This is a genomic window from Niabella insulisoli (assembly GCF_039652435.2).
Classification (GTDB): Bacteria; Bacteroidota; Bacteroidia; order Chitinophagales; family Chitinophagaceae; genus Niabella; species Niabella insulamsoli.
On the sequence record NZ_CP190246.1, the window covers coordinates 2,285,412 to 2,300,101 of the forward strand.

A 14,690-nucleotide genomic window follows, 5' to 3' on the forward strand; every position below is an offset into this window, starting at 1 on the left:
TTAGGTAATGCGCCGTTTACAGATGAGGGAGTCTTCGAACTCGCACAAGAACTAAAAGTAAAAAAAAAATAAAAAATAGATAAATTTTGAAGCTGTATGCATACTGGTCTTTCTTCAAAAATAGAAACTGTTTGACTTTTCACTCTTCGAACTCAAAGTCAAAATCTAGTAGTTTTTTTGGGTGAATTTCAAGGCCCTTAGCAATGGCAATAAGTACAGACAAAGTTGTGCTATGTTCGCCATTAATCACTCGATAAACTTGTTTTGTTTCGAGATGCCCTATAGCTGCTACATCTTCAGCCGTTTTGCCTCTATCTTTCAGAATTTCCTTCAAGTTTTTTCCAAAAGCATTAAGATATTTCTGGTTCCTTACTTTCACAACACCAAAGTCAGGAACTTTCAAAAAAATAAATTGTCAAATTTGACAATATGGGTTTATTTCTTTACTTTTAGCAATAATATTATTTTCGCGACTACTTCGATAAAAATATTTGAAGCATTCGCTTTGAGTCTCGAATAGAAAACTGGTAATTTTCGATCGGAACGAGATGATAAGTAGAATGCCCACGTTACGGCGTGGGCTCTCTTATTCGTTCCGGGTATACCAGTACCTCTATTCGGTAAGTTGAGTACCACGCCACTTTGTTTCCCTAATTAGAAGGTACTCTATTACCAAAAGACTCATCCCGTAACCCTCAATGGATGAGTGCCAAAACATCATATCAACTCATTTTAGCAAATGTCATAGCATTTAAGGCTTTGTTTGCCCAAAAGCCAAAGAAACCAGTTTAGCAACGGTCGTCGGGTGGCGGGACTGTTTTTTCTCATGGGCAGGCCCTGCCTAACCCGATGTACCGGGTACCAAATTTCTAAACTTAATGCATTTGACCAGTGAAAATTTTAACGCTCTTAGGCGTGATGGTATTCCTTTGCCTATACCTGAACGCGCAGATCACAAAAATCCAACCCCTTAACATTGACGATCGATTTCCTGATTTCACCTTTCAAAAAGTAATCAACCGACCCCAAGGTCAGCTCGCTCTATCCGAATTAAAAGACAAACATATTATTATTGATTTCTGGAGCAGGTATTGCCTGAGTTGTATTTCTTCTTTTCCCAAAGTTCAGCAACTGCAGGATAAATTTAATGATGACTTACAGATTATCCTCGCCAACCCCCATGATATGGGTTATGAAAAAGAAGTAAACGCACTTCTCAGTAAGGTCAAGAAAAACACCGGATTTTATCCAAGTATCCCTATCGCCCTCAACGATACCTTACTAAACCTTTATTTCCCGCATCAATCAGTGCCCCACTATGTTTGGATATCAAAGGATCGAAAAATCAAAGCCATTACATCAGCCGATGAGCTTACCGAACAAAATCTAAAAAAATTTATAAGCAATGAGCTAAACGAACTGACCGTTAAGGATTCCAAAGACGCAGCTCTAGATCTTTATTCCCTTATTGCTACCGGTGGTAGTAACAGAAATGATTTCCTGTTTTATTCTATGTTTTCTAAGGAGCAACCGAGCAGTAGCCTACCTACCCGTTATATACGAGACAGTACAGGAAAAATTCTTGGCTACTGTGCTATTAACCGTCCACTTTCGTTTTTTATTCAAAAAGCTTATAGACAGACGCTCAAAGGCTTTAACGATAATCGCATCTTTTACGATCTCGACAAACAAATCATCTTTGACGATCAAAAGCAACCCTCAAAATACTGCTACGAGATTAAGTTTAATGATAGCCATGCAAAATCCCAGCAATTGGAGCAACTACTGCAAGCGGATCTTAAACGATCCTTCGGCATACGAGCGCAGCTCTTAAAAGAATCGATGCCCTGTATCGTTATCAGAGATATTAAAAACATCAGCCAAATCAAATCTTCCCATCCCGGCACTTCGGTAAGTCTTTCTAAAAACAACAAGGATAAATTTATTAGAGGCTACAGCGTAAATATTGCCCTAGGAATGCTAGATAAACTGAGACTGCCAATCATTAACGAGTCTTCTTATAAAGACGAGCCTATTGATATTGCCTTCACCAAAGGAGCTGATCTCAGCAATCCACAAATATTAATACAACAATTAGAGGGTATCGGTTTTCAGATTGAGCAAGCCCCCAGAACCATCGAAATCATCCGATTTAACAAACCTTAAACCCAAAACAATCGCTTTATGAAATTTACGCTCCACAAATTACCAAACAAGCCGGCTTATTTGAGACTAGCCAGCATTATTCTGACACTACAATGTTTTACTATTTGTCTACCCCTCACTGCCAAATCCCAAACCTCAGAAATTACCGTCAGTGGATATATACGTAATGAATCTCTCGTTCCCATGATCGGGGCAAATATTGCAGTAAAAGGAAAGAATATAAGAACCAATGCCGATAACAAAGGTTGGTTTAGCATCAACGCCATGAAGGGTGATTCGCTTTTTATTTCCTACGTAAGTTACGCTGATACCACGATTGCAGTTTCGCAAGGCATGACCAATATTCAGATAATTCTAGTTCCATGGCGCAAAACCGAAGCCACGGTTATTGTTGAAGCAAACACCGGTTACCAAAAAATAAAACCCAATGAAATTAATGGTTCCGTGGTGGTGATCGATAACGAAACACTCAACCAACAAACAGGCACGAATATCTTGCAACGATTAAATGGGGTAACGAATGGCTTACTCTTTAATATCGGAAAAGAAAATAGTTCAGGCACCGAATCTAACACCATTTCAATACGGGGGCTAAGTACGATTAACGGGCCTATTTCACCGCTGATTATTCTTGATAATTTTCCCTACGAAGGTGATATTAATAATATCAATCCCAATGATATTGAAAGTATCACGATCTTAAAAGATGCAGCTGCGGCCAGTATCTGGGGCGCCAGGGCAGGTAATGGCGTGATTGTCATTACCAGTAAAAAGGGCCGGTTCAACCAGAAGCTAAATGTAAGTTTTAATGCCAATCTGATATTTTCAAAAGGTCCCGATTTGCTTGCGCAACCACAGATTTCCAGCGAAGATTATATCAGGATTGAAGAACAACTTTTTAAGCAAGGACATTTCAATGACCAGATCGATGATATTAACGGCTGGCCCGCTTTACCTCCATCCGTCGACATTTTTTATAAAAGACAGCAGGGATTGATATCGAGCGCAGATTCGGCGATGAGGATTTCTCAATACAGCCAGCAGGACAGTCGTATTGAATACATGAAAAACTTTCAACGCCCGGGACTTACCCAGCAGTACAGTTTAAATTTAAGGGGCGGCGCGGCTAATATTTCCTGGTTTGTGGCCGCCAACCACGACCGCGTAATGGGAACAGATTATTTTGAAAGTGGTAAAACCAATCTTCGCTTTGACAATACCATTCGCATTCTAAAAAACCTTTCCACCAACCTGGCAGTTTTCTATACCCATTCCAATAACCAATCCGGCGCACCTGATTTTACTCAGCTCAGTCGCATGAATGGCAGATATATTTCCTATCTAAATTTTCAAGACCAAAACGGGCAACCCGTAAACCTACCACGCTACCGAAAAGATTTTACAGACACCATCGGAAACGGCCGATTACTGGACTGGAACTACTACCCCATCAGCGATTATCTGCATGATTATACTACCGCCCAAACTCAGGAATTAATCGCCCGGCTGGGCATGAACTATACGGTATTCGAAGGATTGGACGCCTCGGTGGATTATCAGTATCAAAAGCAATGGGTACAAAGCCGTCGATTTGCTGATATGGAAAGTTTTTATACCCGAGACCTGATCAATCGCTTCTCGCAACTACCCGATAACCCTTCCGTCCCTATTGACTATGGCATACCCATCGGTGATATCCTGACCATCGGCGCTTCAGAGATCGTTGCAAAGAATTTCAGGGGAAAATTAAATTATTATAAAAAACGGTTGAACCACAGCATATCTCTTTTAGCAGGCGTTGAGTTAAGAGACCTCATTTCAAAAGATTTAGGAGCTTCAACGCTCTACGGCTATCAGGAAGACCCCCTGTCAACGGGAACGGTGGATTTTAATCGGGGCTTTCCTTCGCTGATCAGCCCCTACCCTGAATATATTCCCGGCGCACCCTCTGGTGGTCAGCTGATGAACAACCGGTTCGTAAGCTTTTTTGCCAACGGCTCTTATTCTTATAAAAAAAGATATACACTCAGCGGAAGTTTTAGAAAAGATGCTTCGAATGTTTTTGGTGCTAAAACCAATGAGCGCTGGAATCCACTTTGGTCAAGCGGTGTCGGATGGCTTTTATCATCAGAACCTTTCTACAGGTTCGCTCCGCTACCGGAACTAAAATTAAAGCTCACCTATGGATATAGCGGTAACCTGGATCCCCGTAAAACACCGCTGCCGATTTCAGGGGCGCTGACAAATAATATCACCAATTTCCCGGTGCAAAGAATCAGCAACCTGAATAATCCTTCCCTGCGGTGGGAAAAGTCCCGCCAAATCAACCTGGCATTACAATTTGCTACTGTCGGTCGAAAATTAAGTGGCACTCTTGAGTATTATCATAAAAAAGGAACCGACCTGTACGGCGAAACGCCGTATGACTATACGGCCTGGGGCGTCCAGCCAACCATTACCCGCAATGTTGCGGATATGGAAGGACATGGCGTTGATCTTAATTTAATATCGCGCAATATTGACGCGGAACTAAAATGGACAACAGAGCTTATTTATAACTATAATGCCAGTAAAACAACAGCCTACTATACCGATGATTCCAAAGACTTCTTTGGAGCGGTTTTTAACGGCAATACCATTATTCCAATCATTGGCCGCCCACTCTACGCGCTGACCGCTTATAAATCTGCGGGCTTAAATAACCAGGGAGACCCCCAAGGCTATTTAGATGGTGAGCTAAGCACAGACTATCGGGCGATCACAAATAGCACGACCGAAAAGGGCATGGAAAGTGGCGCCATCGTTTTTGTGGGAGCAGCTAATCCCGTTCATTTTGGTTCCCTTATTAATCACCTGAGTTGGAAAGGTCTTACCCTTTCGGTCAACCTTCTTTATAAAATGGGCTATTATTTTAGAAAAAACACCTTCTCTTCCAGTACGCTCATTAATGGCGGCCTAGGTCATACAGATTATTATGATCGGTGGCAGCAGCCCGGAGATGAGGCCCATACTACCATTCCCAAATTTGTTTATACGGATTACCCGCAGTTAAGCTATCGCGAAAATTTCTATCGGTATGCTGAGGAAAATACGGCAAAAGGAGATCACATCCGGCTACATTATATCCACTTAAATTATGATGCGGCGACACTTTTTAAAAATAATGCTTCTTTCAACAATCTTCAAGTATACGTGAATGCCTCTAATCTCGGTGTCCTTTGGAGGGCAAATGAGTTCGGACTTGATCCGGATTACGCAAACACTTATCCTCCGCAACCCCAATTTACAATCGGCCTAAGAGGCAATTTTTAAAATCAATAATCATCAAACGTCATGCTTAAAAATATTTTCAAACCCATTAATAACTGGATTTTTGTAACCGGGATCATTATTCTTTTTAGTGTCAGTTCCTGTCAGAAATTTTTGGATAAAAAATACTCCAATCGTATCACCACACCCCAAACTGTTAAAGATCTTCAAGCCCTTTTGGATGATGCGGCCCAGGTTATGAATCAAAAAGGAACGCCGTCTCTTGGCGAAACAGCAGCTGATGACTACTATATACTTCCCGATCGCTATGGCAGCATGAATGAAATGCTTCAAGCGGCTTATCAATGGAAATCCTACGACTATTTATATCCCAATGATTGGTCCATTTGTTATGCACCGGTTTATAACGCTAATTACTGTTTGGAAATACTTGATAACATAGCTCAGTCGGAAGACCCTGCCACCTGGAACAATGTAAAAGGATCTGCTCATTTTTTCAGAGGCTATTATTTTTTAATGCTCAGTTGGGTATATGCTAAAGCTTTTGATGAAGCTACCGCGGACGCAGCACCCGGTATTGTCTTGAGGCTTAGTTCAGATTTTAATATCCCGTCGGAACGAGCCACGATTCGCCAGTCTTATAACCAGGTAATCGACGATGTTAAAACCAGCCTGGCTTATCTTCCCGAACGTGCGCTTCATCCATTCCGCCCTTCTCGACTTGCTGCTTTTGGACTACTAGCTAGAACTTATCTATCGATGAGCATGTATGACAGCGCTCTGGTTTATGCAGATCAATACCTTAAGCTAAAATCAGAGCTCATAGATTTAAACGGAGATGAAGATCTGGGGCCGCTTTCCGCGACTTACAAGTTCCGGCAATTTAATAAGGAAACAACCTTTTACACGGAGATGAATGCGACCGCTACCATTAGCCTGCTGCTAACTTCAAGATCACGCGTAGATACGATGCTCTTTGCAACCTATGAAGATAACGACTTAAGAAAACTCTATTATTTCAGGATGATGAGTGGCTATCCAGCCTATGCTGGTAGCTATGCGGGAGGAAGCCGCCAGTTTACGGGTATTGCAACCGATGAAATCTATCTAATCCGGTCAGAAGCCAACTGTAGAGCCGGCAATCTGGAACTCGCGCTCACCGATCTTAATGAGCTGCTATCACACCGCTACAAAACAGAAAGCTTTGAACTTTTCTCATCTACCAACGAAGCCGAGGTGTTGGATAAAATACTACTGGAGCGCCGAAAAGAACTGCTCATGCGGGGACTTCGCTGGATTGACCTTAAGCGACTCAATAAGGAAGGCAGGAACATCACTCCGAAAAGAAGTATTGAAGGAACGATCATCACACTAGCGCCCAATTCCAGTTACTATGCCCTACCCATTCCTTACGATATTATTCAACTAACCGGAATTGAGCAAAATTAAAGGCCGGTAGCTAATGAAGCCACCGGCCTTACCAGATCTTTGAAACAGCTTATTTACATTGGAAGTTCGATATTATCTATTTCCTGTGTGATGTCGCTATTATCAGAGGCGTCTTCCAATTGGCTGACAAAAGCCTCACTGGACGAACCACCGGTATTGATTTCCACGCGTGAAGATGGGTGCGTACCATCCAGGTAACTTGCCTGTTGACTGGTTTCTACAGTGATTGAAAAAGAGCAGGCCACTTCGTCAGTTTCCTGATCACATTTCTGACCGGAAGTGATCAGCGTCCAGTTAGACTGCTCTTCAACAGATGCCTGTGTAAAATCGTCCGGATCGGCGGGTGTGTATTTAAAATACAGATCTGCAAAAAGTCGCTCCTGATTAATACCTGTAGCAGGTTCCGGCTTTTGCGTAAAAGCAAAAAGCGAGATTGCTACAATAAAAATGGGTAGTATCCATTTCAAATGTTGAAAATTTATATTACTTCTCATGATTTGTGTAATTTTATATGAATTGATTGTACTTTATAAATAAAAGGCTGTAGTGGCCTTGGGCGACAAAGGGTATGGTAGTTTTCATAAAAACTATCATACCCCTTCGCTTTAAAAAGCCCGACAAACCCGTGTGATCGTAATGGCTGGTAAAATGGGTTTGAAGGGCAAAAAATTTTAACGGTAGCGGTTGATTCATAGCATTGGCTTTAATCCCAATTAATGAGGAAATTCGGGATCGAATAGGTGTCTATTCTATTTGATCCGGTAGGAACTTTGATTTGCTTAATCCCGCCGAGCGATCATAAATAGTACACTCATTCAATTCCTCGACGAATGTATCGCCACCGTTAGCCGTTTAACAAGTCCAAAAAGTAGGTTTTAGTCGGATTCTGATTTTTGCCGGTAAGTTGTGGGAGGAACACTAAAGCGTTTTTTATAGGCTTTTATAAAACTCTCGCGGGATTTATAGCCAATTTTAAGACCGATATCAAAAACTGATAGCCGGGTATCCAGCAGGTATTTGCGGGCTCGCTGAAAACGAAAATCCATTAGCATTTGATATGGCGGCATGCCGAAAGTGCGTCTGAAAGCGGTTTTCATTTGATACAAAGTGAGTCCAACCCTGTTGGCAAGGTCTAGTTCGGTGTCGTAATTATCTTCAAAATCATATTCCTCAGCCTGATAGCGGAGTACTTCGCGCAAATGTAGCATCGCATCGGTGTGTTTTCCTTGAGGTTTTGTGGCCGTTGCATTAATACCCTGGGAACGAATCAAAAAAAGCATTAACAGCTCTTGAGCCAACACTTCTGTATAAACACGCAGCGCATCAGGACCCGACTGATAAGCGATAATCTTTCTAACAAGCACTTCCATTTCCGGGCTTAGAAAACTCCTGTATTTTAAAAGACTGATCGCCTTTTCCTTTTCTTTACTGGCCTGCTCTAAAAATCGGTCCAGCTGCGGAAAATCCTGTGCTGCATTGCGCAGAAAATGTTCACTGGGATGTATGTCAAAGGTTACGTATTCTCCATCGCTATCGAAATAAGCCCTGTTTTCAACATAGGGCGTATGGGTGATATTGAACTCGCCGCTATCCAGTAAGGTATTGGTCGATTTACCCAGGGACTGTGCCATATGTCTTTTGAGGGTTACGTGGGCTTCCAAAATAGGCTGTTCAATCCTGGACCTGATGAGGGTCGGGTGACTCATCAGGTAATGGCTATACCAGATCCGAAGCCAATTAAGGTTTAGCTTCTGAAAATGCATAACACCGAAGTCGCCCACTACGCCATAGCTCTCTGCGAATTTGAAACGGGGAACTTTTGCGACGGAGGCCAAATGCTGGCTGGGCTTAATTTCTTCGTTCGTCGTGCCTAATATGGTAAACTCATCACTCAAAACCGGAAAACCTACTTTTTGGACAGGTGATCCCACGATATGGACTTGTTTAGAGGGTCCGCAACGGGCTAGATTGCACTTGAAATTAAAAAAAAATACTATAAACCTTATTTAAACCTAAAATCATGAGTATAGATATATCACAAAACGACTTCCCGTTTCCCACGAATCTCAGTGCGCAGGTACAGCTGTATCGAAAGGAATTTTCAGATAAGCAGATCACGTTAAAGCCCCTTCACCTTACCCGAGATATTAAAACTATTCATAAATGGGTGAACAAGCCTTATGCCCAAACCTTCTGGCAAATGCAGGGCAGTATTGAAATCCTTTATGCCCATTATGAAAAGCTCCTTCAATCCGGTAAGTGTTATTCCCTTATGGCATTTCTAAAAGATAAACCCGTCGCGCAGATCGATTATTATGCTACCCGTTTCGACGAAATCTATGACCTCTATGAATATGAAGACAACGACTACGGCATTCATCTACTCATGGGGCCTAATAAGTCAGCGATCAAAAACTTGACGCCCGACGTAATGGTTACGGCATTGTCGTTTTTATTCTCGATAGGTATCCAGCGTATTATGGGAGAACCCGACGCGGCTAATGAAAAGGCTAACAAGCTGGTTCAAAAAGTTGGCTTTCGCTTTATCCGGCAAATTCAGATGTCTTATAAAACTGCCAACCTTTATGAGTATCGCAAAGAAGCGTTCCTAAAAATCCATGGCTAACCTTCCCTTCATCTTCTAAACTATTTTATTATGCTCTCTTACTCAGAAAGCAGGAGCCTTGCTCTTGCCAGGGGATCTATTGTCTTTTTAATTGCCCCGATTCATTGCGTTATGCTTTATAGCACGCCAACGGTAAAGGCCGGAATGCTGGGCCGTTTTATGGCTTTTTTTGCCGAATATCCAGGCGCCCATTTATTTATGTTTCTGATGGGATTTTTTATCTCCCTATCCAAAGCAAAACCTATTTCAGCCATTTTAAAAAGAAGCCTTTTATTGCTAAGTGCCGGCTACTTGCTGAACGCCTTCAAGTTCGTCATACCTCATTGGCTGGGACTTTTGCCGCGCTCATTTTACGTTAGCAATCATATCGCTACAGATGAGTTTGTTGCCTGCAGGCTATTGCTAATCAACGATATTTTACAATTTGCAGGTGTAGCCTATCTAATTTGCGGCCTAATCAAACGCTCGGCTTACCGACTGTTTATAGGTGCTGCAGCATTAGTTTTAGTGCTGACGCTAAGCCCTTGGATCTGGGAGCGCACAGGTAGTAACCATATACTTATCAATGCAATGCTTGATCTGGCAGGCGGCTTTCCACCTCACGCCTATTTTCCTATTTTTCCGTGGCTATTCCACTGCCTGCTCGGAACATTGTGCGGGCATATCAAAAATCATTATGGTATTTCTTTTAAATATTTGCTGTTCACAGGACTTATGCTTACACTCATGGGTACGGTAATATGGTTTTCTGAGCCTGCCAGTTTTCATATAAGCTTTTTTAGGTCCGGACCTGGTGGTACGTTCATTCATGGAGGCGTTACACTTATTTTCATAAGCCTGCTCGATACTCTTTCAAAAAATAAAAGGGACAATCCTCTTTTTAGATTTTTGAGCTGGTGTAGTAGAAAAATAACGCCCATCTATCTTATCCAATGGGTTTTAATTATGTGGCTGCTACCGATTACCGGCTATGAAACGCTGAACCAAAGCCAATCGCTGATAATGATAACCATGGTGAGTGGTTTCACCTTTTTACTTACCAACTATTTAAGTCCATCAAAAAAATAAACCTAATGAACAAAGATACTATCTATGACATTGCCGGTATTGGCGTCGGCCCCTTTAACCTAGGACTCGCCGCACTTTGCGCTCCAATTGAAAATGTTACCAGCATTTTTATCGAGCAAAAAAAAGAATTTAACTGGCATCCCGGTATGATGATACCCGGCACTACCCTACAGGTGTCCTACCTCGCTGACCTGGTCACCCTCGCAGATCCCTCCAATAAGTTTTCTTATCTCAACTTTCTCAGAACGCAAAACCGGCTTATTCAATTTGGCATACATGAATCGTCCTATCTCACACGCTCTGAGTATACACGCTATTGTAAATGGGTAGCAGCACAACTGCCGAACCTTATATTCAGCACGCTGGTGAAAACAATTTTCTTTGATAGAAAAAGAGATTGCTTTCAAATTGCCTGTACGGATGATATAACCGGACTTACAAAATTTATTAAAGCCCGGCATATCATAATGGGCATCGGTTCTCAGCTGCACCTACCCGGCGACTTAACCATTAATGGTGAAAATATCATTCATTCCAGCGATTACATGCATTATCGCAAAATGATTAATGCAGCTGGCAGCGTTGCACTTATTGGCTCCGGGCAAAGTGCTGCTGAGATATTCTATGATCAAATTCATAAAAGGGCGGGTAGTTCGAAAAGAATTGACTGGTACACGCAATCCGATCGATTTTATGCCATGGAGCGCTCTAAACTCGCCTATGAAATGAGTACCCCTGATTATATTGATTTTTTTTACCAGCTGCCGGCAACAAAAAAGAAAACCCTGCTTGGCAACCAAGGCACGCTTTACAAGGGGATTAACGAAGAACTCATTAACGCTATCTATGATAAACTCTACCATCAATACATCGAATCTCAGCCTATAGCAGCCCATCTTTTTACCAACACCAGGCTTGAACAAATTAAAAAGATAAAAGACAATACACTTAGCCTGGAATTTTGTCACCTGGCACTGGATAAGAAATTCTCTCGACCATCCGATTTTGCGGTGTTTGCCACGGGTTATGATTATCGGACGCCGCGGTTTTTATCGGCACTGGATCATTTAATAGAATACAATTGTGATAAACAGTTTGAAGTAAAACGCAATTACAGTGTGGATAATAATAATCGCATTTTCGTTCAAAATGCAGAGCTACACACCCACGGGTTTAATGCAGCTGATTTAGGTCTCGGCGCTTATCGGAATGCGGTTATTATTAATACGATAACTAAGGAAAACATTTACCCCGTGGACCAGCATATCGCCTTTCAAAACTTTGGGCTATAGCCTTACACCCCTAAACCATACCTCATGCAATACCTATTACAGTATTACGACCAACTTGTGCTCGACACTATGCAACCCGACAATGTTATCAGCATTGAACCGCACCAAGCGGAAAAGTTAGCGGCAACAGCCCTGCAAGAAAAAAGAAAAATAACAACGAACATTATCAGCTTTATGCTTTCCCTAAAAAAAGAGCAAACAGCACGTTTACATCTAACAACCTATCATGCCTCCATGCGCTGCCTGCAAAGAACCTGCATTCAGTATAGCGAGCATCCGGTGTATAATAGAAACTCGTCATTGAAAAATTTAATAGGCTGCGTAATTGATTCTATTGATTATTTATCCAGCTTCCTGGAACAACGATTCCAGCCCTATATCATACACCGCGATAATAATTTTGAACCGTGCTCCATGGATACAAAAATTCAAACCTCCTTGAGCATCGATCAACTTGCCATATTGTTTCGTGCCTGTTTTGAAGAAAGCATCCTCCGATCGCGTTCATTAAGGTCTTTATTTTTAAGTCTGGCTCCGCTACTTTCAACCAGGGAACGACAAGAGCTTTCCGGAAACTCCATGAGAAGCAAATCTTATCACCCCGAAACTCGCGATAAGCATATTATTATCGACACACTTCAAACCTTGATAGAAAAAATAGATCAGTATTAAAATATATCAGCAGGCTAGCTGTCGGTAAGTACATTTATACATTAATGACCATTAAATCAGCAGATGCATTTACATGCATAGTACGACAGAACCCGCCATTTTGAAAAAACTTTTCTGCTGTTAAGCGCTCCCTGGCTTTGAAAACTAAGGCATAAAAACTTTGGCGTACTCAACTTTAAAGGGTGCAATACGGGGTACAAATTTATTGTACTTGACAAGGGCTATTACAGCTTGTTTATTTGTTCTAACAACACGCAAAAGTTTTTTCACTTAAAATGGTATGCTATGGATATAGATAAAATGGAATTCAGGTCATGGATGGAGCGCATTGCCACGCGGCTTGACATCCTATCCGAATCTCTTAAAGAGACGCAGTTGCAAAAGATGAATGTAGATGGTGAAGAGCTACTGGATAACCAGGATCTACTTCAAATGCTCAAAATCAGTCAGCGATCCCTACAGCGCTATCGCACTTCCGGCAGACTCCCCTACTATACCATTAGCGGCAAGCTCTACTATAAATCGTCCGACGTTCATCAATTTATCCGCGATAGTTTCAACAATCCCGTCCGGCGAACAGAGGTCAATAAATGACAAGGAATACCGTCAAAAGTCAACAAAGCTACAATACATAAATCTCCGGATAATTTCGAAAACAAAGTTCAAAAAAAATCATGAATCCCAATAGCTCCATTAGTAGTGAACATTTACCTGAGCAGTTTTCAGACATTTTGCTCGTACTGGATAAAGAGCTAAAGAAAATTATGGCAGTTACCGGCATTGATAAAAATGGTGAACTGGAAAAAGTAGAGGCCAGTAAGAAAAACCAGGGGCGGTTTATGCGGATCGATAAACAGGGCGATATTTTTTCAAACTTCTTCTCTAATTTTTTGCAGCAGCTAAAACACCCGACTCGCTTTAGATTCTTTAAAGTTCCGGCAATTGGCGCAATAGACATTGCCGCTAAAATGCAACAACATGTCACGAATCCAAACGAAGAAAGTGAGAAATTAATAAAAAATCATGAAGTCAACCTTTCGTCTCAGCAAGATCAAAAACAAATAAATCAAAGTAATATGGAAACAACACAAGCAACGCCGCAACCCAACGAATATCGCTTCCAGCCTGAGCAGATTGATTGGAACACGATGAACAACCTGGGCCTTAGTAAAGAAAAACTGGAAAAAATGAACCTTTTGGAACCCTTACTAAAAGGTTATAAAACAAATGAGCTGGTACCCGTAAGCCTCAATCTCGGTACTGCAATTACCCGAATGGACGCCCGGCTATCGCTTCAAACAAATGACCAGGGTGAGGCCGTCTTAGCAATCCACGGCATCCGTAAAGAACCTAACCTGAACTTTGAGTTCTTCGGGCATAAGTTTACAGGTGAAGACAGGGACAACCTACTTAAAACCGGTAATATGGGGCGTGTAGTAAATCTTACCAATCCCAAGACTGGGGAAACAATACCATCCATTATCAGCATAGACAGGTTGACCAATGAGCTTGTAGCGCTACGCACCGAGTATATCAAAATCCCCGACGAGATTAAAGGAGTTTTACTTAATGACACCCAAAAACAGGCTTTAATGGAAGGCAAGCCACTTCATCTGGAGGGCATGATTTCTAAAAAAGGAACTGAATTCGAAGCAACCGTACAATTTAATGCCGACAAACGATACGTAGAGTTCCTTTTTGATAAAAGCAATTCCAATCAGCAGGCGCAGAAAAACGAACAACCCAATCAACAAACCCGTTCAAAGGAACTTCCTAAGACTTTTAGGGGCAAAGAGTTGGATAGCGAGCAGTACAATCAGTTCAAAAACGGGCAGACCGTATATCTCAGCGGACTCATTGATAAGAAAGGTAAGGAGTACAACGGCTATATCACGCTTAATAAAGAAACGGGCAAAACAGTGTTTTCTTTCCAACACCCGAATCAGCTTAATGTACAACCCAAGCCTGCCGAAGGGCACAAGACACAAACCTCAGTTAATTCGGAAGGAAAAACAAATGAAGCCACCAAGCATATTAAAGAGCCCTTAAAGTCAGGACAGAAAAATCCGGATAGTAAGAAGCAACAACAGCAAAAGCCCCAAACGCCGACTAGGTCAAAGGGAAGAAAAATGTAAGAACTAAAAAAC

12 protein-coding genes are annotated in these 14,690 nt (G+C 41.8%); 9 read left to right on the forward strand and 3 right to left on the reverse strand.

Annotated elements, in window-relative coordinates; translation table 11 throughout:
* Positions 1–139: 139 nt before the first annotated feature.
* Positions 140–403, reverse strand: coding sequence for a helix-turn-helix transcriptional regulator (locus ABDK00_RS09500; protein WP_346239584.1), 264 nt, complete (start codon positions 401–403; stop codon positions 140–142).
* Positions 404–891: 488 nt separating this feature from the next.
* On the opposite strand from ABDK00_RS09500, the gene ABDK00_RS09505 reads away from it, so the two are divergent.
* From ABDK00_RS09505 to ABDK00_RS09515, 3 genes are read left to right on the forward strand one after another with little or no spacing between them, the layout of a single operon-like run.
* On the forward strand, positions 892–2,166 hold the full coding sequence (locus ABDK00_RS09505; protein WP_346239585.1) for a hypothetical protein: 1,275 nt from the start codon (positions 892–894) through the stop codon (positions 2,164–2,166).
* 18 nt (positions 2,167–2,184) lie between these two features.
* Entirely contained in the window at positions 2,185–5,478 is a 3,294-nt protein-coding gene (locus ABDK00_RS09510; RefSeq protein WP_346239586.1) for a SusC/RagA family TonB-linked outer membrane protein, read from the forward strand.
* A gap of 21 nt (positions 5,479–5,499) precedes the next feature.
* On the forward strand, positions 5,500–6,885 hold the full coding sequence (locus ABDK00_RS09515; RefSeq protein WP_346239587.1) for a RagB/SusD family nutrient uptake outer membrane protein: 1,386 nt from the start codon (positions 5,500–5,502) through the stop codon (positions 6,883–6,885).
* Between the two features lie 53 nt (positions 6,886–6,938).
* Here the strand turns inward: ABDK00_RS09515 and ABDK00_RS09520 are convergent, their stop codons facing one another.
* The gene (locus ABDK00_RS09520; protein ID WP_346239588.1) at positions 6,939–7,379 is read right to left on the reverse strand and encodes a hypothetical protein; all 441 of its coding nucleotides are present in this window, start codon (positions 7,377–7,379) and stop codon (positions 6,939–6,941) included.
* Positions 7,380–7,760: 381 nt separating this feature from the next.
* The gene (locus ABDK00_RS09525) at positions 7,761–8,816 is read right to left on the reverse strand and encodes a helix-turn-helix transcriptional regulator (protein ID WP_346239589.1); all 1,056 of its coding nucleotides are present in this window, start codon (positions 8,814–8,816) and stop codon (positions 7,761–7,763) included.
* Positions 8,817–8,905: 89 nt separating this feature from the next.
* Here ABDK00_RS09525 and ABDK00_RS09530 point away from each other — a divergent pair, with 89 nt between their 5' ends.
* From ABDK00_RS09530 to ABDK00_RS09555, 6 genes are all read left to right on the forward strand, one after another.
* A complete protein-coding gene (locus ABDK00_RS09530) occupies positions 8,906–9,511 on the forward strand; it encodes a GNAT family N-acetyltransferase (protein ID WP_346239590.1) in 606 nt (201 codons plus the stop codon).
* 30 nt (positions 9,512–9,541) lie between these two features.
* Positions 9,542–10,579 (forward strand): heparan-alpha-glucosaminide N-acetyltransferase domain-containing protein, encoded by a 1,038-nt coding sequence (locus ABDK00_RS09535; protein ID WP_346239591.1) that lies wholly within the window; start codon positions 9,542–9,544, stop codon positions 10,577–10,579.
* 5 nt (positions 10,580–10,584) lie between these two features.
* Positions 10,585–11,871: a lysine N(6)-hydroxylase/L-ornithine N(5)-oxygenase family protein gene (locus ABDK00_RS09540; RefSeq protein WP_346239593.1), complete on the forward strand. Its 1,287-nt coding sequence runs from the start codon at positions 10,585–10,587 to the stop codon at positions 11,869–11,871.
* A gap of 24 nt (positions 11,872–11,895) precedes the next feature.
* Positions 11,896–12,543: a hypothetical protein gene (locus ABDK00_RS09545; RefSeq protein ID WP_346239594.1), complete on the forward strand. Its 648-nt coding sequence runs from the start codon at positions 11,896–11,898 to the stop codon at positions 12,541–12,543.
* 285 nt (positions 12,544–12,828) lie between these two features.
* Positions 12,829–13,137: a helix-turn-helix domain-containing protein gene (locus ABDK00_RS09550; protein ID WP_346239595.1), complete on the forward strand. Its 309-nt coding sequence runs from the start codon at positions 12,829–12,831 to the stop codon at positions 13,135–13,137.
* An 80-nt stretch (positions 13,138–13,217) separates the two neighbouring features.
* Positions 13,218–14,678: a DUF3945 domain-containing protein gene (locus tag ABDK00_RS09555; RefSeq protein ID WP_346239596.1), complete on the forward strand. Its 1,461-nt coding sequence runs from the start codon at positions 13,218–13,220 to the stop codon at positions 14,676–14,678.
* Positions 14,679–14,690 lie beyond the last annotated feature (12 nt).